This window comes from Phaeobacter italicus, assembly GCF_001258055.1.
In the GTDB taxonomy this organism is placed as follows: domain Bacteria; phylum Pseudomonadota; class Alphaproteobacteria; order Rhodobacterales; family Rhodobacteraceae; genus Phaeobacter; species Phaeobacter italicus.
Genome location: NZ_CVRM01000017.1, coordinates 1 through 20428, shown reverse-complemented (window position 1 = coordinate 20428; position 20428 = coordinate 1). Strand labels below are relative to the sequence as shown.

The window sequence follows — 20428 nt, the reverse complement described above, 5'->3', positions numbered from 1 at the left end:
GATCAACGAACAGCTTGCCAACTTGCAAATTCGGCGAGTTAACGTGACAACACCCGTTGGTGGCTGTTGGTGATGCAAATGGGGTGATGGGTATTCTGGAACTGCGCGACCGCATCCGCCCCGACGCCAAGGGAATCGTGGCTCGTCTGCATGCGCAGGGCGTGAAAACCATCGTCATGCTGACGGGCGACAATGAACGCACCGCGCGCGCGGTCGCGACAGAGGTCGGCATCGACGAGGTGCGCGCGGAGCTTCTGCCCGAGGACAAGGTGACGGCCATCGAAGACCTGGTCGAAGCGCACGATATGGTGGCCATGATTGGCGATGGCGTAAACGATGCCCCCGCCATGGCGCGGGCCCACTATGCTATCGCCATGGGCGCGGTTGGTTCCGACGCGGCCATCGAGACGGCGGACATTGCCTTGATGACTGATGACATTGGCAGGGTGCCCTGGCTCATAGGCCATTCCCGCCGTGCGATGTCGATCATCCGTCAAAACATCGCAACCTCGCTGGCAACCAAGGCCGTTTTCGTGGTGGCGACAGCGTTTGGGATGGCATCGATGTGGGGGGCCATTGCCGCAGATGTTGGCGTGTCACTGCTGGTTGTCGCAAATGCGCTCAGGCTGTTAAACGGACACCACGCGGAGACTCCGCCCAAAGGCGGTGACCGCGTCGGCGACAGACTGGCCGAAGGTGCTTTGGCGCACGGCCATTGAACGGGCTGGCACAGCACGCTAGTGTCAAGTTTGAAAAACCTCATGAAAGAGGCATTGAGCAGTGAATTTTCGAGTTACACGTCGCACAATCCTCCTGGGAGCTCTGGCGACAATTCTTTCTGGATGTGCAAACAAATTCCGCACTTACAGGGGGCCGGAGGTGACCCGGGTGCGGGTCTACAAGGGGCAGCGCATGATTGTCCTTGATGGACCAGAGGGTGTTTTGCGCACTATCCCAATGGGCCTTGGCTTTGCGCCTGAGGGTCACAAGCAATTCGAAGGGGACGGGCGCACGCCAGAAGGATCATACGTGATTGACAGGCGAAATCCCGAAAGCCTGTTTCATCTTTCCATCGGGATCTCGTACCCGAACGAGGCGGATATCGCATACGCAAAGGCTCAGGGCCGTTCCCCTGGTGGAGATATTTTCATCCATGGGGGGCCGCGCCCTGGCATTGACCCGACAAACAAGCGCGACTGGACGGCCGGATGCATTGCCGTTTCGGATCGGGAGATAGAAGATATCTATGCAATGGTGAAGAACGGGACACCTATTGATATCTACTCATAACCGAATTTGTCTGGAAACGGTGGCGGCTGTGCTTCTCAAAAAAACTGTTGTCGGTGCGGCAGACTGACAGTTTCAAGGTAGACTGATCAAACCGAAGAACACAGGTAATGAGCAAGATAGGCGAACCCCAGTTCAGTGGGTCTGGCGAACGATGAATGGTAGGGAAAGCTCTTCGAATGGCACTACGAAACTGAAAACGCTGCGAAATCTGAATTTTCCGACCTTCCTTGATCAAAATCGTCACGAAAACCGCTTTTGTAAAACCGAATTTAGACCTTCGAACAGCAGCACAAGAGCGATGATGGCAAGCGTGACAGTTGCAGCTTTGTCGTATTGGAACGAACGCACGTAAGTCTGAACGTACAGACCGATGCCCCCGGCGCCAACGATACCTAAGATCAAGCTTTCGCGGAGGTTCAGTTCAAAGCGGAAGACAGTGTCGCGGAGCACAACTGGTGCCATCTGTGGCCAGATCGCCCACCGCAATAATTGCGCTCGGCTGGCACCTGCGCTTTCCAATGCAGCAAGTGGTGCGGCACCGACATTGTCGATTGCTTCAGCATAGAATTTGGCCAGCATGCCGGTGGCATGAAAAGTGATTGCAAGAATACCGGGCAGTGGGCCCAGCCCGACTGCCCCCACCATCAGCATCGCCACCAAGATCAGCGGAATCGACCGGATCACTGCCAGCAGCGCACGTACCGGGCGCCAGATGGCTGCGGGTACAAGGGTCTCAGACGCAAGTACAGCCAGCCCCGCCGACAGGACGACCGCAAACAGCGTCCCAAGAATGGCGATTCTCAGTGTCTCGGTTAGGCCTGTAAGGACTTCCGGCCAGACAGAAAGGTCCGGTGGTATCATCCGGCCTAGAAATTCTGCTAGCCTCGGACCCGCTCCGGGCAGTTTTTCCAAGCCGATGTCAGCGTTTCCTGCAGCCCACAGCACAGCAAGCCCGAGTACCATCCAAACCAAGATCCGGCTCATCAGCTCACCACCCGCAATCCGTCACCAGGTACTGTTCCATGGTACAAATCGCTGATGTCATCGTTGCCGACCATCGCGGAGGGCTTGTCAAACAGCACCGCGCCCGCGCGCAATCCAACGATACGGTCGGCAAAGCGCCGCGAAAGCTCTGGCTGATGCGAACTGAAGACTACAGCGATGCCGCGATTTCGCGCTGTGTTGGTGATCAGTTCCAGAATGCGTTCGGCGTGGGCTGGATCGAGGTTGCTGACCGGTTCATCCGCCAGTATCAACTCAGGCTCCTGCGCCAGGCAGCGGGCGATGGCCACTCGCTGGCGCTGACCACCTGAAAGCTGATCTGCACGGCGCTGTGCCAACTCCGTTAGGCCGGTGTCCTCCAGCGCGATGGTCGTCTTGAGGTGATCCTGCGCACCGTATCGCCCCCAAAGCGACGGCCAGAGGCGCATTCGCCCCAGCCGCCCGTTCATCGCATTCTGGTAAACGCTCTGCCGGTCAACCAGGGCGAACTCCTGAAAGATGAAGCCAGTCTCTAGCCGGGTTTTTCGTTCTGGTGCCCGATCATTTGGAAGCCGGTTGCCCAGTACCTCAGCCCGACCGCGCCATCCCCGGACCCGCCCATCCAGCAAGGCCAGCAGGGTCGACTTGCCGGCGCCCGAAGGCCCCAGCAAGGCCACACATTCCCCCGGTGCCACCTGCAGCGACACATCCTGCAGGGCCTCAGCGTCGTCAAAGCAATGCGACACAGCATGGAGGGCAAGCGCTTGGGTCATTTTAGATAGCCGTAACGGCGTGCCATCTGCCTGACCCCGTCATAGACCTTGGGATCTGCTGCCACATAGCCGTCTGGGCCGTAGAGATAGGCCAGCAAATACTGGTTCTCAGCCTGGTTCAGGCGCAGCATGGCATCCACGAAGCGGGCCTGCAAGGCCGCATCTAGACCAGGCCGGGCAATGATGGCATGGCTGGGGATCTGCGCGCTTTCGCCCAGCACCCTGACCTCGGCCTGCTGCTCAGGCGTCAGATAAAGATCGGCATACTGGCTGGCACCCGCAGCATCCACTAACCCGTTGGCCATAGCCTGCATTGCCTGCTGATAACCACCGGCAAAGAACTTCTGGCCAAAGAACCGGTCCGCATCGCCTGCATCCGCAACGAGTCCTTCGCGCACAAACAGGTCGAGCGGATAGAGATAGCCGGACTCCGACACCGGATCGGCAAAGGCAATGTCACGGCCCTGCAGGTCGGCCAGCGTCTCGATGCCGCTGTCCTTGCGCACAAACACCCGGCCCGAATAGCTCGGCTGGCCGCGGTAAACCTCGGACAGAAGTGGCACCGCCCCGATCTGGTCTTCTGCCAGCACAAAGGGCAAGGCACCCATGAAGGAGATATCGGCATCACCATTGCGCAATGCCTCAACTGCCGCAGCATGATCAAAGGTAACAAAGCCGGTGACTGGAACCTCCAACTGCTGGGACAGCCAGGCAGTGATCGCCTCGATATCCCCCAACAGCTTCTCTGGGTTTTCTTGCGGAATGAAGGCGAGTTTCAGTGCCTCTTCCGCAGAGGCAGTTGCTGGCACTGTTAGGGCGGCAGCGACAGTGGTCAAAAAGGTACGGCGCGACAGCATCAGAACATCCTCTCATCAATCTCGGCTTGCATGGTTTTGAAAGCGTCCCACTGGAGGCTCGCCTCAGCCCAGTCGCCAGCGGCGCTGGCATCGCCAACTGCCTGAAGAATTGCGGCAAATCGGTAGATTTCTGGCTTAGCGTTTTGATTGATCATAACGCTCGCATCTGCCGCCAGATCCGGTGCAACAGTATCAATCAATACGGCGATGTTCTCCGCATCCCGCATCGGGATCAGTGTGTCCAGCGTCGAAGCAAAAGTGGTAAGCTCTTCCCACGACAGGCGGAACACGCTGTCTCGGCCTTCAAAGCGCTGGTAGGGCTCCTCACCATCTCCTACCGCGCGCAGATAGGCAGTTAAATCGGCGCGCTGTTCCGCATCCAAGCCCAGATCCTTGGTATCGTTGAACCAGTCTACAACCCCCGCTAGGGTCGCCAGCGATCCGTCATGCATGTAGGGCGCGGTGAAGTTGACATTGCGCAATGTGGGCGTTTCGAATGGGGTTGCGGTGCCGCCCGGGAACGGCGGCTCGGCCGAGCCAATGTCATAGGTCTGCCCATCTCGGAAAAACCGGTCCGGGGTGTGGCAGGAGGCGCAGGACCTGTCGCCAAGCCCGGCAAATTCGGTATTGAACAGTACCTCACCGCGTTTCGCAGCCTCAGAGGCCTTGTCAGTCAGCCGCCCGGCCTCGTCTATCTGTGGGTTGGGCAGAAAGTCAAAGGCGCGCAAGTAGGCGACCATCGCATCGAGTTGGAACGGCGTTGGCTCCGCTCCGGCAAACTCGGTCACGATCACATTGCGTACAAAACTGCGCAGGCTCGGCTCGCGCCCATCACGCCCGTAAGGCGCTGTAAAGCGGATGCCTCGCATTGACGGCGTATCCAGGTGATCGTCTTCCCGGTCATTGAACATCGGATTGAAGAAGGAGCTGTCCACATCCATCCCGCCAGCATGGCTAGAGAGGCCGGGGATAAAGAAATCCCGGTTCACATCGGACCGGTTGTGGCAAGTTGAACAGGCAATGCCCAGGTCACGTGCTGGGGAACCAAAGATTTCAGGGCTGTCGAACAGCATGTCGCCATAGGCCACAAGCGGCAGGTTGGCCTCATCCTCGCCAGCCTCTTCAAACTGGAGCACCAGCCGGGGTAGCTCGCGCTGATCAGCAATATTGGAGCCCGGTGGGAGTGTGGCGGGCAACACTACCGGCGTACCGGAGCGCACTGCGCTCTCCGGTGCCGGGGTCAGCTTGCCACGTTCGACAAAAACGGAGGGCAGATAGTTTGTCTCAATGTACTCCACGATAACTTTTTGCGCCTCAGCAAATCGCGCCACATTCGGGTCTTGAGCGCCATTGTTCAAAATACCGGTGCTACCCAGAGAAGAATTCAGAACCAGCCAGGCGCGACCTAGGTCGTGTGCGGCCTGCTTGTCCGCCGCCAGGATGCCGTCCTCGAACGCGCGGTACAAGGCCGCAGACTGCGCAACCTCAAATGCGGCTTCAGGCTGGCCAAGTGTCGCCTCGGCTGCCTCTAGGTGCTGCAGAATACCTTTGGCCAATGCCGTTGTAATGGCAGCAAACAGGGCCTGTCGGTCTTCCGCAGCCAGCGCTGCACGAATGTTCTGGGCGTCGCTATCCGATACCCGTGACAGTGCCTCCACCGCAACTGCGCTGCCGGGTGCCGGAGCAGTCCAATTGTTTTCAATCTTCTCCCAGGGAACGGGTGTCAAGTTCGCCATGAATAGGCTCAGCCGGTAGGCTGCGGCCCGAGGTGCCCAAGGGGCTTCTTCAATGGCAGTGGCCCCCACACTAAGCGGAAGCAGGCCAATCAAGGCAGATGCAATCAGGTGTTTCATGGTTCAGTCTATAATTATTAGCCTTGGCTAAGTTTTGTAGAAAAGTCTATGTCATTGTCAAGGCCCGCGTCGCTGGTGCATACACAATAAGGCGCGGCAAGCAGGGTTCCGCACCAGCAATAGACACCGAGAGCAGAATGACCGATCAGAAACCACAACTATTCGGACGTAAACCTGACGACCAGGTGAGCGGTTTCGAGGCAGCCCGCGCCGCCCGACAAAGCGAAGTTGTGGAGGATTATGTCGAGCTGATCGCGGAGCTGATTCACCAGAACGGTTCAGCGAGGCCCGTGGAGATTGCCGAGCGGCTCGGCGTGACCCAGCCCACTGTGTCCAAGAACCTGACCCGGCTTAAACGCGAGGGCTTCATTGTGCAGGAACCTTACCGATCAATACGCCTAACGGATGCTGGGCGGCGATTGGCCGAGGCTTGTCGAAAGCGGCACCGAATTGTTGTGGAGTTCCTTATCGCCCTGGGTATTTCCAAAGACGTGGCCGAGCACGATGCTGAAGGTATCGAGCATCATGTAAGCGAAGAGACGCTTCGCGTATTCAAGGATTTTTCACAGAGTAAAATGAGCCGATAGCGAGTTGGTTCATGCTATTGCCATTTGCCATAATGATGCGCTCAGGGGAGGATTGCATTCGATCCTGACATGCAAACCATGGCAATGCAGGGGCGCAAGGCCCCTGCGACCGAAGTTCAGTCAAGATCTGAGTTTTGCTCAGGAGCCGTCATCGTCTGCTTGAACGATTAGTTTGGCCTCGACGGGCAAGCCCCCAACCATTAGCGGGCTGTGGCTGTTGCCATTGAGGGAAACTTTTATCTCAACGTCGCCATCCGGCAGTGATGGGAGGTGTATCCAGTTGGCATAAAGGCGCCCCAGCTTTTCGCCGTTGATATAGACATGCGCGTGACCTTCACCAAGTATTTCCTCAGTAGAGGCATTCTCAGGAGAAAATCGGAAGTTTTGCGGTGTCACGTGCAAGTTCCAACCTGCCATCGGATCTTTAATCATCTTGATCGCCACGCTGGGGGCATTGCTGTCGGCCGGTAAGTTAGTGACAGCAGAGTGGTCATGGGCTGCCATCTCCGCATTGCTACCATGTTGAGACGGGTCAGCATGGTCGTGGCTGTCAAAGGTGCTGCCGCTGCCGGCCGCGATCACAAAGCCGACGCCGCCGCCAAAAATCAGCCCGATGGCGAAGAGAGCGAGTGAACGGGACATTTTGTCCTCCTCAATAAATGAAAGCTCCCGCCGGCGGTGACCGGCGGGAAAGCAATAGAGGAAAGGAATCAGGCGGCGGCGTTCGCGCGTTTGCCTTCAGCCTGCCAGAAGTATCCGGCAAAGCTTCCCAGCAACACCCAAGCGGCCATGCCGATGCCAAAGGCTCGGGCGGCAAATAGCGCGCCGATCTCGGTCGGAACCGGGCCAGCGAAGGTGTCGGGTTCAGGCGCACCGACGACGTGAGGCGCTATCAGCAGTCCAGCGGCGATCAGATAGCTCACCAAGTTGCCTCCAAAGGCGATCAACCACATGGCGACGCCAGCTGTGGCAACAGTAGCAGTCCACCATACTTGGCGCACACCGACATCTGCTGCGGCTACGCCTGGCACTTCAGGCGCCAGCGACAAGCCAGGCGCAAAGTGGAAGGCAACAAAGCCAGCCAAGCCCCAAAGCAAACCGGTGCGACCGTTAATCTCACGACCCTGTTGTTCGGCAATCGACATAAGCGCCACAAGGGCCAATGCATAGCCAGTATACGTCAGCATCGTGAAGATGATGCTTAGGCCGTCGCGCACCGGCTCGGCGAACATGCCGGGCAACTCGGGATGCGCAGTCACAGGATCAGCGCCAAAATGCACCAAATCGCCACCCTCATAAAGTTCGGCGTGGAGAAGTACAGGCTGCACGAAATAAAGCTGCAGCAAGGCGGCAATCAGCCCCGCTGCAGCACCAGCGAACAACGCGCTGGTCAGAATACGACTGAACATGGTCTTAGTGGCAGGGAAAGCCAGTTGCGTGGCGCACATCGTGAGCAGCGTCATGCAGGCCAGAAGCTTGAGCATGGCCGGTCACAGTAACAACACCCAAACCCAGAATAAGGGCGAACACTGCGGGCAGAATGGTTGATCCTACAGCGGATGCTTTGATAGCGTTTGTCGTCATTTTAGTCCTCCTTGCCGTCACACCCGACGGCGCAAGTTACGTTCAATATACGGCCGGTCTCCTGACTCGCGGGTCGATGCCGTCTTCCCCCTTCCCAGCACTCTCGCACCAGTGGAAATGGAAGGTAGCTCGCCGCTCACAGTCGCGGGGGCGGTTGAGGTTTCGGTGCCGCGATTTGGTCCACCGTCCTCATTCCCGTTTCAGCTCTAATGCATTTGCACCTTTGAGCACCGTAATGACTGTTTCTGTCCGATTAGGCGGTAGCAGGTCAAGTACGAAACCGGCATGCCTAAGTTCCGCAGCGCCAAATTGATTTGAAATCTGCTGCTGTCAACACTGTACTGAATGCAATAATTCACCGCAGGAGCTACTAATATCGTGGTGCGGGTGGTTTACTGCACATCTGCGGGAATGCGAGCAATAGCCTTGAAACGCAGCTTTCCAAGTGGCCTTGCATCCGCGAAGTTACCGTCTGGGCTTTCCTGATACATCCGGATGAATGTCAGGATGTCCGGCAGGTCTTGAGCAGTTATCTCACCGAAAAGATAAGCAGTCTTGTCGTTCTGTCGGACTGCAAGCGTTTGTGGTCGCATGCAGCCGGACATGCAATCGACGTGCTGCAATTTTGCCTTCACATTCGCTGCCTTTAGCGTTGATACCACTTGATCATACAGGGTTGGATCCGCGTCACGGCAGGTTCGGCATAAAGTAAGCGTTGGTAGGTGCATGCGCCGAGCAAGTCCTTTTTTGAGCAACCTTCTTTATGATTCAATATCTGCGGGTGGTTACTGGTTCGATTTCGAAACTTGGTTTTGTCGCGGTGCCTTTAGAAAAGTCAATACTTGAGCGATCGGCAAGCTCGCCGGAGTAGGCACCTACAATGCCAACATAGATTATTCAGACTTGTGGCACGAGAAATTTTTCTTGTCCGGCAAATCGAGGAAACAGTTGCTCAGGCAAAAAATCCGCCGAATGAAACTTGGGGCAATGTCTTCAATGATCGCCCTCGAAGTGCCTCTGGATCACTGGTACCACCAGCAGTAATCCGGCACCTCCGACAATGAATACGTCTGCCATGTTGAAAGTCGGCCAGTGTGCAGATCCAATGAAAAAATCAAGGAAGTCTGTTACGGCTCCATAATGGATGCGATCAACGACATTGCCGAGCGCGCCACCTATGATCGCCCCATACGCAATCGCTTCTATACTGCTCTCTGTGCGAAGCATCATGATCAGGAGCCAGGCACAAATGATAAGCGCAAGAAGCAAGAGGCCCCACCAGGGGGCGCCACCCAAAAGCCCGAAGGTTACGCCATCATTGCGATGGAACGTGAGATTAAGCCCGGGAAAGACAGCGATCCCGTCTTTTAGGGTATCGGCGCTCGCGACAACCCAGGCTTTTGTTACCTGATCAGTGGCGACGGCGCCGACGACAGCTAGTATGCCGAGTACTTGTGTTTTGTTGACTGTCAACATGTTGCAACGTAACTACTTTGGATACCATTGGCCGGTCTGCGCTGAAGCGGCTGAATAGGTTAGCTAGATTGGGGAAAGGACTTCCATAATTCGGCTCGGTTACCCTGCTGGGTAGCTCGAAAATATTTCGGTCGAGCCGTCTTTCTGGATCAAGAAGACGTCGTAGGCATCGCGTTCGTCTTCCGGCCCCATCCCTGGCGAACCATAGGGCATTCCGGGGACTGCGAGACCGACCGCATCGGGGCGTTCGTTCAGAAGGCGGCGGATGTCGGCTGCAGGCACATGTCCCTCGATCACGTAACCGTCCACGAGCCCAGTGTGACAGGAGACCATGCGCTGCGGCACTCCGTTGTCGAGTTTGAAGCGCACGAGAAGGCCGCCGAACATGTCCTGGCCTATTGGTGCGAAGCCGTTCTCCTCAAGATGATTCATCCAGGACAGACAGCAACCGCATCCATTGGTCTTGCGGACGTCTATTGGGGTTGCCTCCGCGAGGGCCTGCGCCGCCGGTAACAGGGCGAGTGTGATGGCAAGAGCTTGGATCATGCGTCTCATGGGTCAGAGCCTTTCGGTTGTCGTTTCGGCAATGTCGCTGCCGAGGTTTTCATTCAGAAGCGCCCGCGCCTCGACCAGACGCAAAAGCGCGGCTGTATCATCCGCTTCGCTCTCAGCCGCTTCGGCAAGTCTGTCGTCAGAGAGGGGGTCAGTAGGGCGTCCATCCACGAGGACTTCGTAGTGCAGGTTCGGGCCCGTCGCCGTGCCAGTCGCGCCGACGCGACCGATCACATCTCCCGCCGCAACGCGTTGGCCTTGTGCCAGGCCCTCGGGCACAGCGCTGAGATGCGCATAGCGTGTCATTGTGTCTGAGCCGTGGGCGATTTCGACCACGCGACCATAGCCGCCCCGCCAGCCGATGAAGCTGATCCGTCCCGGTGCTGTCGCTTGAACCGGCGTTCCGCTTGCCGTCGCGAAATCGACACCTGTGTGCATCCGGACATTGCCGTAGACCGGGTGCGTACGGCGGCCAAATACCGAGCTTAATCGCGCCCCTTCGACAGGCTGTGCAAAAACGCGGAGAACCGTGCCATTGACGTAAATCGTTGCCCGATCGCTACCGCTTACCGGCCAGACAACTTCATAAAGTGCGCCGCCGATCTCCAGCGATGCAAAGGTAAGTTCCGGCTGACCAATTCTGTCTTCGCCAACACGGGCCTCGCGCCACAGTAGCCGAAGCGTTTCTCCGCCGGTCACCTCACGACGGAAGTCGACGATTCCACCCAGCATCTGTGCCAAATCGACAGCGAAGCGGGCAGGCATCTCGGCTTCTTCCAGCGCGGCAAAAAGCGAGCTGTCGATCACCGCTTCGCCCGCCGATGTTATGAAGTCGGGAGCCGGGGTCACGACCTGCGTGGCCAACTCTTCGCCAAAGATCGCCTCGATCCGCACACCGTCCTCGACGGAGAGCGCGACGCTGCGCGGGCTGCCGTCCATCGTCGAGACAACGGTGACCGAATGCCCAGGCCTAAGTCGCCTCAGATCATATTCCGCGCCGAGGGCCAGAGCGACCTCGGCACGGTCAGTCGCTGAGAGACCTGCTTCTTCAAGAACGGTGTCGAGCGTCTCGCCGGTTGCGATATCGCGTGACCAGTTGGAGAGCGGAGGTTCTATCGTCGGTAAGAGAGTATCGGCGCTCGCAACCTCCAGACGTGGCATGGACTGGAGTGGTATTGCGGGCTCCACACGTGTTTGTGCGACCTGCGGTGTTTCCGTTTCAATAGAAGTGGGAAGCGGGAGTTGAGGTGGCGACCAAGTGGTTGCAGCTGCCAGACCGGGAGGGATCGGATCCTTCGACCAGATGCCCGATATTGCCAACCCGCCCACCGACAGCACCGATACGAATGCGAAACCTGCCGCGATTGTTCTAATTCTCATGTTGCCCCCCAGTTTCTCTATTGAGCGCACGCCGGATTTTCGGCACTGCGAATTCCCTCGGCTCGTGATAGTCGATCATGGTGCTGAACCGGCCTTTCGCGTCGAAAAGGAAAACGCTGGCAGTGTGGTTCATGGTGTAGTCGCCACCTTCGGTCGGCACCCGCCCATAGCGTGCGCGGAAGCCCTGTGCTGCGCGCGCAATTTCCTCTTCCGGGCCAGTCCACCCGCGGATCGACGGATGGAAATAGCCGACATACTCGGCCATTGCCTCGACAGTATCCCGCTCTGGATCGACGGTGATGAACACCACGTTCATTCCCTCCGCCTCTTCGCCCAGGTCATCAAGCCAGCCGGAAATATCCGACAGAGTCGTCGGACAAACGTCCGGGCAATAGGTGAAGCCGAAGAAGACCATTGACGGGCTGCCGATAAGGTTTTCGGGTCCAACCTCGTTACCTTCGTGATCTGTCAGGCGGAATTCCATTTCAGATAGGGCAACCGGGCGCAACCCCGCTTGTTCGGGCGCGCCGGGGCCATCGACCTGCCACCACCCAACAACAAGTGTCAGGATGATCGCCGCGATGCCAGCGAAGGCATACTTGAGGATCGACCGTCGGGTCATTAGCTCTCGGGACCGCGCGCTGCAATACCTAGAATTGGAACCTCGACCACGATCTCACCACCGTCCGAGAAGTCGAGCGTCAAGGAAAAGCTTTCGCCCTTGGCCATCGGTCGCTGCAAGCGCATCAGCATGGCGTGAAGGCCACCCGGTTCCAGAGACACAGATTCACCCGGCGCAATCTCGATCTCGCCTGCAGGTGCCATTGAGCTAACACCATCGGCATTTGTGGATGTCTGGTGAATATCAGGCATCATCGCCAAATCCGTGCGGAGGCCAGTAAGTATCACAGCCTCGTCGCCTGTATTGCGGATTGTCATATACGCGACACCCGGACGGTTTACGCCGATTGACGCGCGCGCCCAGGCATCTTCGACGACAACGTCTTCCGAACCAGCTTCTACCGGGGTCGCTGTGCTTGATGCGAACATGCTTGCGGCCATCAGGCCATAGAGTACTGTCTTCACTTTGCGGTTCCCTTTTTGACCACTAGCTGCCAACTGCAGCTACTTCGGCGTCAACCTGTTGTCTCAATTCGTCCATTCCAAACGGATCTAGCGGCTTGCCATTGATGTAGAACGTTGGGGTCTGGCGAACGCCCATTGTTTCTACGTCCGCTTTGTCCTGATTGACGATTGCCACGATATCGGGTGATTTCATCTGCTCTATCGCAAGTTCGAGATCGAGCCCGGCTCCGGCCGCGATCTTTCCCAGCTTTTGTTGATCAAACGCCCCATGCGCCGCCCACGCGTCTTGATAAGCCATTAGAGCATTTAGCACCTGTTCGAACTTGCCCTGCATCCGGGCCGCTTCTAGCAACTTGACGGCTATATCCGAAATCGGTCCGTGAAACGGAGTGTATCGTATGACAACACGCACGGCTTCGGGATTTTTGTCCAAAATATCTTTTACGACGGGGTGAAATGCGCGACAGGCCTCGCAGGCTGGATCGAGGAACTCAACGATGGTCACGGGGGCTTCAGCGGGCCCCAAAACAGGCGAATATGGTCGCATCAAAGCGTCCGCCAACTCTGGCGCGACAACCGCACGTTCAGATGACGGTTTTGGTTGGTTTACATACCACGCGGCCCCACCAAAACCGGCAGCACCCATTGCGAGAACGGAAATAATCAACCCGCGTCGGTTCATGATTTTTTCTCCTTGAGAGATAGGACTGAAAGCGCACCAATAAGCGCAAATGTAACAACGGCCATCAGCGGAATGGGGATGCCTAACACCAACTGGTTGTCGTCAGTGCAAGAGGGCCCCGTCGCAGTACAAGGTTGGACGCGTTCAGGTATGATCCCGACATATAACCCCATATGCCAAGCAGCCACTGCTGCGCCACCAAGTGCGAGTACGACACCGTACCGACCAACACGCGGATCTTGCCACCATAGTCCCAGCCCAAGAATTATCGCCAGTGGAAACATGAAGGCGCGCTGGAACCAGCAAAGAACACAAGGTGTCTGCCCCAGCACTTCGCCAATGAACAGAACAGCAAGCGAGGCGATGAGGGCGATCACCCAAGCCAGCCCGAGGGCAGTTTCTCCGTATAATCGGTTCATTTGGGTCAGAGCCTCTCTCTTAGATCGGTAAGTATCTCTTCGGCAGAGGTGCCATAAGCCCAAGAGTCGGTGAAGCGCGCCTTTGGATCGAAGAGGAATAGATGCGATGTGTGGCCCATTGTGTAGCCATTTGGTGCTGAGGCCTCCTCGATCCGCTCATAGAAGATCGGAAAGGTCTCGGACGTCTCAGCAATCTGCTCCGGCGTGCCGGTCAGCCCAATGATGCCTGCATTGAACAAGGGCACATACTCGGCCAGCGCAGCGGGTGTGTCGCGTTCAGGATCAATCGAGATGAAGATAGGCTGTATTTTCTCTGCATCTGTTCCTAGGTCTTCCATGACGGCGGCAACTTCGGCGAGCGTCGTTGGGCATACATCTGGGCAGTTGGCAAAGCCAAAAAAGACAAGCATCCACCGCCCGGCAAAGTACTCATCCGTCTGCACCAATCCACGATGATCGGTCAGTTCGAAATCGGCGTAAAACGCAGGGTTAGAGGCATTAGCGTCGGTATCGGTCGAAGGTTCGAAATACTGGAATGCCGCAAAGGCAAGAAGCGCTGTGCCTGCCAGACCCCACAATAGTCTCTGAATAACTGAAAGACGCACGTTATTTCGCCCGTTTGATTCTCGGTTTTGAGCCGGTTTGCATCCTCTAGCTACTGTAGGTTCAAGTGGTTTTCTAAAGAGCGCGCCAGAGATCGCCAAAACGTGATTTCCGCGGTTGCGCCATGAGTGAGATAAATCTACATTCACTAGAGGATTAACGGGGTTTCGACATGCTCACAATTGGGACTCTTGCGAAGAGGACCGGCACCAAGGTTCAGACGATCCGCTACTATGAGCAGATTGGATTGATGCCGGAACCTGGTCGGACTGAAGGCGGGCAACGTCGCTATGGTGACGCTGAACTTGATCGCCTCGCATTCATCCGGCACAGCAGACAGTTGGGATTTCCGCTCGACGCGATCCGGGAGTTGCTTGATTTGTCCGACGCGCCGGACCGGCCCTGTCACGAAGCCGATGAGATCGCACGCCGACAATTGAAGCTCGTTGAGCAGAGAATGGAGCGCTTGAAAGCGTTGCGCGCGGAATTGAAACGCATGGTCAAGGAATGTAGTGGCGGCAACGCATCGCAATGCCGCGTCCTTGAAGTGCTAAGAGACCATTCGGAGTGTCTGACCGAGCACGATCAAATTGGGGTGTGAGTGAGCACAGAAAACTATTCGAAGTTTTTGCTTGAACCTACAGCGACTGTAGCAATTATCTCTGTACTCGAAAGATTCGAGGAGCCCCATCGTGGCACATAATGACCCTTTATTGACCGCAACCCCGATCCTGGATTTTGGGGCGGCGCCCATAGCGGAGCTCATCGCTGCAAGGGGTTGGCGTGATCTGTCCGACACCGACAAGATTGGCGCGATCTATGACTATATCCGCAACGAGATCGCCTTCGGCTACAACCGCGCCGACGACATTCCAGCGTCCGAGGTGCTGTCTGATGGCTATGGTCAGTGCAATACGAAGGGCACGCTCCTTATGGCGCTCCTTCGGGGTGTGGGCATAAAGTGCAGAATCCACGGGTTCACGATCCACAAGGGCCTTCAGCGCGGTGTTGTGCCGGAGCTGGTCTACCCGATTGCGCCGGAAGAGATCCTGCATTCGTGGATCGAGGTCGCACTGGACGGCAAGTGGATCAATCTCGAAGGCTTCATTCTCGACAGCGCGTTCCTGAAGGTTCTGCAATCGTCGTTTACCGACCGCGAGAGTCTGTGCGGTTACGGTGCTGGGACGGATTGCCTCAACGCGCCGCCTGTCGAGTGGACAGGGCAGGACACATATATCCAGGATACCGGGATCGTGCAGGATTTCGGAACGTTCGACACGCCCGACGCTTTCTATGCAGAGCATGAGCAGAAATTCGGGCGTTTGCGCGGATGGCTCTATCGGAACATCATCCGGCACTGGATGAATGCGCGTGTGCGGGCCTTCCGCGCAGGCCGTCTGAAACCCGACGCCTCAATTGCGCACCAGCATGAGGGAGAGACCCGTGCCGCATGATCACCATGGTCACAGCCATGCCCATCTGGACCCGTCCAGCGGGGATCGCCGGGTAGCAATTGCGATTTGGGCGAACGGTCTTCTGACGGTTGCGCAGATCGTCGGCGGCATCTTCGCAGGGTCTCTCGCCCTGATCGCGGATGCGCTGCATAACTTCTCGGACATGGCCGCGCTTGTCATTGCCTTTGCGGCCCGCAAGATCGCGCGGCGGCCCGCTGATGAGCGAATGACCTTCGGCTATGGCCGGATCGAGACCGTGGCGGCCTTGATCAACTACACGACGCTGATCGTGATCGGGCTCTATCTGATCTATGAAGGCGGCATGCGCCTTATCGAGCCGCCTGAGGTGAAAGGGTGGACAGTCGTCATCATCGCGGGACTGGCACTGGTGGTTGATGCCCTGACGGCGGGGTTGACCTATTCCATGCAGAAGGGCAGCCAGAACATCCGCGCCTTGTTCCTCCACAACCTCTCCGACGCTTTGGCTTCAGTCGCTGTGATTGTCGGTGGCACGCTGATCATCCTCTATGACATGCGTTGGGTTGATCCTGCGATCACGATTGGTATCGCGCTCTATATTCTGTACCTGGCCTTCGCTGAGATTGGTGGCCCGATCCGGACGCTGATGCTTGGCAGCCCGCCGGACATTGATGGAGGTGACGTGGTGGCCGTTTTGCGCCAAACAGAGGGCGTTAGCGACGTCCACCATGTGCACTTGTGGCAGATGGAAGAGAATGCTCCAGCGCTCGATGCGCATGTCGTCGTCGAAGATGTTGCATGGGGCCAGTTGGAGCAGATCAAGGCAGAGCTAAAGACGCAAATTGGCGCTGAGTTTGGGATTGATCATTCCACGCTGGAATTTGAGCGTAATGAAGCTTGTGACGTCGAGGCGCCGCTGTTTGGACATGACAAGCACCAGATCGAATAGCTTAGGTGATATGCATGATTGATATCTTTGGGGCGGCACCTAGGACGACGTGGAAGCAGACCTTGTTGCTGCTGCAGCGAAAGGGCACTTTGTCCGCGTAGCAGACCTTGGCGCCAAGTGCAGTGAATGACCGCTTCCCGCCCTCTATGACCGTCAGACCATGCCCGCCGCCCTACCGGTGAATTGGCTTTTTGCCACCCTCCTCCTGCAGCATCGCTTCCATATCGTCCAAGCCATCAACGGCAGAGCGCATCTGCGCGTCATCATCCACCCCCACTGTCTCGGCATCCGCGACCAGGCCCTCAAAATCCATCTCCATCTGTCGCTGTTCCTCGGCGATCACAGCTTGAACGACAGGCGCGGTCTTCTTTGGAGCGACATCAGTTTTCCCTGACGGTTTGCCATCAGCAGCCTGGCGTACACCCTCCGCGTCGGCCCCGGGTCCGCTTGACCCGTTCGGTGGCGGTGTCATCGGCATGGCGCGCATACTCGGCGGCAGATTGCCCTGCGGCCCCCCTCCCCCAGGCTGCGGAAACGGCAACTCGCCCGTCTGAGCCGCGTGGATCGCCTTGAACAGCCGATCATCAAAATACTGGATCCGTTTTGCGCGGACCGGCATTTGCGCATCGATCACCATGACGATCTCGTCGAGCGGCAGGCGGCGCGCCTCATCTTCGGGGAGCAGCGAGCTTTCTTCCGTTCGGGTCGACTGGCTGCGGCCCTCGAAGGGGTTCTTGCCGATAGACTGCGAGCGGGTGACCACGGTTTTCGTGGTCTTGCCGACAGCCTTGCTCAGCTCCTCGACGGTTTTTTCGTCGGAGGGCGTCAAGTAGAGCTTTACACCAGCGTTGCCTTGCAGGGCACGGCGGGTGTTCTCACCATAGATTTCATCGAGGGCGGGGATGGTCTGGGTGACCACTGCCAGGTGGCCGCGATAGGTCCGCAGGGTTTCGATGCTCTCGACCACGATGGGCATCTTCCCCAAACGGTTGAACTCGTCGAGCATGATCATCACGGGCCACGGCTCATCCGGCCCGGGGTCCTTTTCCTGCATGGCGGAGAGAAGATCGGAGAAGAAGAGGCGGATCAGGGGCGCCAGTGGCTTCACCATCAACGGCTGGACAACGAGATAGACCGAGAAGGGCTTCTTGCGGATCGTGCGGAAATCAAAGTCCGACACCGCCGTCGCTTCATCAATGGCTGGGTTCTGCCATTGATCGAGCCCCGAGGTCATCAAAAGCGAAACGTAGGAGGTCAGCGTGTCGTTGTTGGTTGAGGCAAGCCGCGTGAAGATCAGCTTGGCGGCCCTGTTCTCCACCTCATGACCCCGTGCGAAATACTCCTTTTGCTTGTTCCCGCCCGAGGCGGCGATGCGGTAGATCTCGCCCAAGGTCGGACGCTTGCGCTGGAAGGCCAAGAGCCCTGCCGCCACGAAGAGATCGATCCCGCCTTTGAGAAGGCCCTGCACCCGGTCATTGTCGCTCTGCAGGAACAGCGTCGCGAGGAGCTGCAATTCCATTTGCTGGCGCGCGGGGTCTTTCAGTTCGAAGATGCGCAGGAGCGGATTGTAGCGATGCGTGCGCTTGCCCTCCCAATCGGTAGGGGCAAAGCGATAGACCTTGTCACCTTGGGCGGCGCGGTGCCGGGCCGTGGCCTCGAAACACTCGCCCTTCACATCGAGCGTCACGGCGGAGCCTTGCCAGGTCAGCAGGTTCGGAATGACAAAGCCCGTGGTCTTGCCGCGACCCGTGGGGGCCACGATCAGCGCGTGTGGGAAGACCTTCGAGCAGATGTACTTCGCGCGGGATTTAGGAGAGCCGAGTTTGCCGAGGATGAACCCGGTCCCGGGGGCCCCGAAGAAGCCATTGGCCTTCATCTCGCGCGCGGTCTGCCAATGGGTCTGGCCAAAGCGTGTCAGGGCGGACCCCGAGAGGGCGAGGCTCAGCATCAGCCCGGCGGCGGCGAAGCTGCCGATGATCAAGTGAATAAGTTGCGCGTCCTCCGGGCGGCGATTGAGGATCGCCATGTAGTTCTGCGCGATATAGGCAAAGTCGATCTCGGCCCCAAACCCGAGATCCTGGTAGGTCAGCACCGCCGAGGCGATGGTATAGCCCATGGCCCCGGTCACCAGCGTCACGAGCAGCACACCCGTAGCGATCCGCGTTTTTCCCATGGCGGCGCTCAATGGACCTGGCCCCGCTCGGTCTCGCCATCCACGTCTGTCGCGCGGTGTTTTTCGTATTCGGCGTCGGCGAGTTCATCGACCACCTGGCGCAAGGCCTCCGTGTTGGCCGTCGCTGCATCGGATTGCAGGTAGACCTTGGCGACATAGAGCCGGTCGAGGCGGTCCTCGAGAACCTTTTCCAGCGCATCGGCATCGCCAGATGTGAGCCTCTCAAGTTGAGGGTCATCCAGCACCCGCGCGATCTCGCCACGGAAGGCGTCCCGCTCCGCCTCGGTCTCGAAGGGGGCGGACAACTCCCCCGCCCGCTCATGGTCCAGAACACGCTTAATCTCGTCTGCAAGGCGGTCGGCACGGTCAAACTGCGGCGCAGTTTCATCGCGGGTTTTGAGGATGTCGTCGCGCGTGCCAGACCCAAGCCCATCGCGCATCTCGGTTTCGCGGCGGACCTGATTAATGGCCTCCGTGTCGCGTATCTCGACGACGGCCGCATAGGTCGCGCCGAGCCCGCGGGCGAGGTGGGACGGCATGTCCGGATAGCGCGCGCGTAAGTCATCCGTGACAGCATCCGCAACAGGTGTGCGGACGTCGCGTCCCTCCATGATCCGGTCGACCTCGCGGGTGATCTCGCTGGCGCGGGCCGCATCGGTGATGGTCTCCCAGTAGGGCTCAGACCGGTCGATCACATCGCATGGACGTGCGAGCAGCTCCGGGTGTGCCTCGAGATACGCGCGCTGCTCCGTCTCGATCCGGCGCTCCGCCCGCGAGACGACCTGCCAATCCCGGTCCTCGATCTGCTGCGTTGTCAGGCCGTCTGCGCGCATCTCCTGACGGATTGTTCCTTCCATCGCCTGCACCGCGTCCTCGTGATAGTGGAACCGCTCGCTGACCGGTTCCGCTTCCACGACCCCATCCCTGCGCAGCACGTTCTCCCGTTCCAAGAGCGTGCCAAGTTCCACATGCACATCGTTGAGAATGTCGCGCGCCTGTTCCAGATCGGCGCGGCGTTCGAGGTTCAGATCGCGCGCCTCGGCCACCTTGGAAAGATCATCGGCGATCCATTGATGTTCAAGCGCTGCATTTGACGCCCCGGTCTCGATCCGGGCCACCACTTCCGATGTGCTGATCCCGGTGCCCCGTAGTGCTACGTCAATGCGCGATCTCAGGTCGGGCTCGGCCAGTCGCTCGCGCTGGCTGGCGTCGATATTGGCTTCGGAATAGATCCCGCCCTCCGAGGGGGTCTCTGACAGCGTGGATGATCGCAATCCGAGCGGCTGCATGTGCTGGACCTGCGTCTGGATCTCGATGAGGCGTTTTTCCAGTAGGGGGCGTTCCGCGTCCGCCTTCTCGGCGATCATGCCCTGTACCCGCGCGAGCTTCTCCGCATAGAGGCTTCTTAGATCCTCGAAACTTTGATCCTCGGCCATGTACACATCTCCTGTTCGGTCCACCTGCCCGCCACGCGCCAGCACCTCGCCCGCGCGGAAGAGGGCTGCGGCGATGTCTTCCCGGGCTTCCCGGGAGGCCTCTGCGGCAAGCGAGTGGTAGACAGTTCTGGTATTGGCGATCTCCGCCAGCGTCCGCGTCAGGTCCTGCCCTACGCGTTCTCGCTCGCGGGGTGCGCGCCCCTCTTCCTTCGCGGCATAAACTTCGCGGGTGGGGGCCGGGTAATGCACAACCCCGCGATCCACCCGCCGCGTGGCTTCCAGCCGCACGCCGTACTTCTCCGCCTCCTCGACCA

General features: G+C 58.3%; 23 protein-coding genes, 1 pseudogene and 1 riboswitch. Of the genes and pseudogenes, 6 read left to right on the top strand and 18 right to left on the bottom strand.

Annotation, left to right across the window (positions count from 1 at the left end; all coding sequences use genetic code 11):
- Nucleotides 1-56: 56 nt before the first annotated feature.
- Together NIT7645_RS08515 and NIT7645_RS08510 are read left to right on the top strand one after the other, a co-directional pair.
- Nucleotides 57-719: pseudogene (locus tag NIT7645_RS08515) on the top strand (HAD-IC family P-type ATPase); the annotation flags it as partial.
- A 94-nt stretch (nucleotides 720-813) separates the two neighbouring features.
- Nucleotides 814-1290: a L,D-transpeptidase family protein gene (locus NIT7645_RS08510; RefSeq protein WP_046212149.1), complete on the top strand. Its 477-nt coding sequence runs from the start codon at nucleotides 814-816 to the stop codon at nucleotides 1288-1290.
- Nucleotides 1291-1530: 240 nt separating this feature from the next.
- Here the strand turns inward: NIT7645_RS08510 and phnE are convergent, their stop codons facing one another.
- From phnE to NIT7645_RS08490, 4 genes are read right to left on the bottom strand one after another with little or no spacing between them, the layout of a single operon-like run.
- Nucleotides 1531-2274 (bottom strand): phosphonate ABC transporter, permease protein PhnE, encoded by a 744-nt coding sequence (phnE, locus tag NIT7645_RS08505; RefSeq protein ID WP_046212119.1) that lies wholly within the window; start codon nucleotides 2272-2274, stop codon nucleotides 1531-1533.
- On the bottom strand, nucleotides 2274-3044 hold the full coding sequence (locus NIT7645_RS08500; RefSeq protein WP_035253388.1) for a phosphonate ABC transporter ATP-binding protein: 771 nt from the start codon (nucleotides 3042-3044) through the stop codon (nucleotides 2274-2276). The genes phnE and NIT7645_RS08500 overlap by 1 nt, the downstream gene beginning before the upstream one ends.
- Nucleotides 3041-3901 carry a phosphate/phosphite/phosphonate ABC transporter substrate-binding protein gene (locus tag NIT7645_RS08495; RefSeq protein ID WP_035253390.1) on the bottom strand — a complete coding sequence of 287 codons (861 nt, stop codon included), beginning with the start codon at nucleotides 3899-3901 and terminating at the stop codon, nucleotides 3041-3043. The genes NIT7645_RS08500 and NIT7645_RS08495 overlap by 4 nt, the downstream gene beginning before the upstream one ends.
- Nucleotides 3901-5754 (bottom strand): cytochrome c peroxidase, encoded by a 1854-nt coding sequence (locus tag NIT7645_RS08490; RefSeq protein ID WP_035253393.1) that lies wholly within the window; start codon nucleotides 5752-5754, stop codon nucleotides 3901-3903. The genes NIT7645_RS08495 and NIT7645_RS08490 overlap by 1 nt, the downstream gene beginning before the upstream one ends.
- 137 nt (nucleotides 5755-5891) lie before the next feature.
- On the opposite strand from NIT7645_RS08490, the gene mntR reads away from it, so the two are divergent.
- On the top strand, nucleotides 5892-6341 hold the full coding sequence (gene mntR / locus NIT7645_RS08485) for a manganese-binding transcriptional regulator MntR (protein WP_035253395.1): 450 nt from the start codon (nucleotides 5892-5894) through the stop codon (nucleotides 6339-6341).
- 138 nt (nucleotides 6342-6479) lie between these two features.
- Here mntR and NIT7645_RS08480 read toward each other — a convergent pair whose 3' ends face one another.
- The 12 genes from NIT7645_RS08480 to NIT7645_RS08430 form a co-directional block, all read right to left on the bottom strand.
- A complete protein-coding gene (locus tag NIT7645_RS08480) occupies nucleotides 6480-6983 on the bottom strand; it encodes a hypothetical protein (RefSeq protein ID WP_035253397.1) in 504 nt (167 codons plus the stop codon).
- 68 nt (nucleotides 6984-7051) lie between these two features.
- Complete coding sequence (locus NIT7645_RS08475; protein WP_035253423.1) at nucleotides 7052-7750, bottom strand: CbtA family protein; 699 nt, start codon at nucleotides 7748-7750, stop codon at nucleotides 7052-7054.
- Nucleotides 7751-7754: 4 nt separating this feature from the next.
- Entirely contained in the window at nucleotides 7755-7925 is a 171-nt protein-coding gene (locus NIT7645_RS19240) for a CbtB domain-containing protein (protein WP_074964317.1), read from the bottom strand.
- Between the two features lie 34 nt (nucleotides 7926-7959).
- Nucleotides 7960-8173: riboswitch (cobalamin riboswitch) on the bottom strand.
- A gap of 144 nt (nucleotides 8174-8317) precedes the next feature.
- Entirely contained in the window at nucleotides 8318-8653 is a 336-nt protein-coding gene (locus tag NIT7645_RS08470; protein WP_035253399.1) for a DUF1636 family protein, read from the bottom strand.
- A 265-nt stretch (nucleotides 8654-8918) separates the two neighbouring features.
- Nucleotides 8919-9401, bottom strand: a complete 483-nt coding sequence (lspA, locus tag NIT7645_RS08465) for a signal peptidase II (RefSeq protein ID WP_035253400.1) — start codon at nucleotides 9399-9401, stop codon at nucleotides 8919-8921.
- 99 nt (nucleotides 9402-9500) lie between these two features.
- Complete coding sequence (locus NIT7645_RS08460; protein WP_035253402.1) at nucleotides 9501-9956, bottom strand: DUF411 domain-containing protein; 456 nt, start codon at nucleotides 9954-9956, stop codon at nucleotides 9501-9503.
- Between the two features lie 3 nt (nucleotides 9957-9959).
- Nucleotides 9960-11114 carry a M23 family metallopeptidase gene (locus NIT7645_RS08455; RefSeq protein WP_370001670.1) on the bottom strand — a complete coding sequence of 385 codons (1155 nt, stop codon included), beginning with the start codon at nucleotides 11112-11114 and terminating at the stop codon, nucleotides 9960-9962.
- Nucleotides 11115-11322: 208 nt separating this feature from the next.
- Nucleotides 11323-11955, bottom strand: coding sequence for an SCO family protein (locus NIT7645_RS08450; protein ID WP_035253406.1), 633 nt, complete (start codon nucleotides 11953-11955; stop codon nucleotides 11323-11325).
- Complete coding sequence (locus NIT7645_RS08445; RefSeq protein WP_035253414.1) at nucleotides 11955-12395, bottom strand: copper chaperone PCu(A)C; 441 nt, start codon at nucleotides 12393-12395, stop codon at nucleotides 11955-11957. The genes NIT7645_RS08450 and NIT7645_RS08445 overlap by 1 nt, the downstream gene beginning before the upstream one ends.
- Before the next feature lie 46 nt (nucleotides 12396-12441).
- Entirely contained in the window at nucleotides 12442-13101 is a 660-nt protein-coding gene (locus NIT7645_RS08440) for a DsbA family protein (RefSeq protein ID WP_035253415.1), read from the bottom strand.
- Nucleotides 13098-13520 carry a disulfide bond formation protein B gene (locus tag NIT7645_RS08435; protein WP_035253416.1) on the bottom strand — a complete coding sequence of 141 codons (423 nt, stop codon included), beginning with the start codon at nucleotides 13518-13520 and terminating at the stop codon, nucleotides 13098-13100. The genes NIT7645_RS08440 and NIT7645_RS08435 overlap by 4 nt, the downstream gene beginning before the upstream one ends.
- Before the next feature lie 5 nt (nucleotides 13521-13525).
- Entirely contained in the window at nucleotides 13526-14089 is a 564-nt protein-coding gene (locus NIT7645_RS08430) for an SCO family protein (protein WP_046212147.1), read from the bottom strand.
- 206 nt (nucleotides 14090-14295) lie between these two features.
- Between NIT7645_RS08430 and NIT7645_RS08425 the strand changes: the two genes are divergently transcribed.
- The 3 genes from NIT7645_RS08425 to NIT7645_RS08415 all read left to right on the top strand — a co-directional run bounded on the left by NIT7645_RS08425 (nucleotide 14296) and on the right by NIT7645_RS08415 (nucleotide 16505).
- On the top strand, nucleotides 14296-14724 hold the full coding sequence (locus NIT7645_RS08425) for a MerR family transcriptional regulator (protein ID WP_035253418.1): 429 nt from the start codon (nucleotides 14296-14298) through the stop codon (nucleotides 14722-14724).
- Between the two features lie 91 nt (nucleotides 14725-14815).
- Nucleotides 14816-15577, top strand: a complete 762-nt coding sequence (locus NIT7645_RS08420) for a transglutaminase-like domain-containing protein (RefSeq protein WP_035253419.1) — start codon at nucleotides 14816-14818, stop codon at nucleotides 15575-15577.
- Nucleotides 15567-16505, top strand: coding sequence for a cation diffusion facilitator family transporter (locus NIT7645_RS08415; RefSeq protein ID WP_035253420.1), 939 nt, complete (start codon nucleotides 15567-15569; stop codon nucleotides 16503-16505). The genes NIT7645_RS08420 and NIT7645_RS08415 overlap by 11 nt, the downstream gene beginning before the upstream one ends.
- Before the next feature lie 172 nt (nucleotides 16506-16677).
- Here NIT7645_RS08415 and NIT7645_RS08410 read toward each other — a convergent pair whose 3' ends face one another.
- Together NIT7645_RS08410 and NIT7645_RS08405 are read right to left on the bottom strand one after the other, a co-directional pair.
- Nucleotides 16678-18678 (bottom strand): type IV secretory system conjugative DNA transfer family protein, encoded by a 2001-nt coding sequence (locus tag NIT7645_RS08410; RefSeq protein ID WP_050686593.1) that lies wholly within the window; start codon nucleotides 18676-18678, stop codon nucleotides 16678-16680.
- An 8-nt stretch (nucleotides 18679-18686) separates the two neighbouring features.
- A partial coding sequence (locus NIT7645_RS08405; protein WP_050686591.1) for a hypothetical protein occupies nucleotides 18687-20428 on the bottom strand: 1742 nt, incomplete at its 5' end.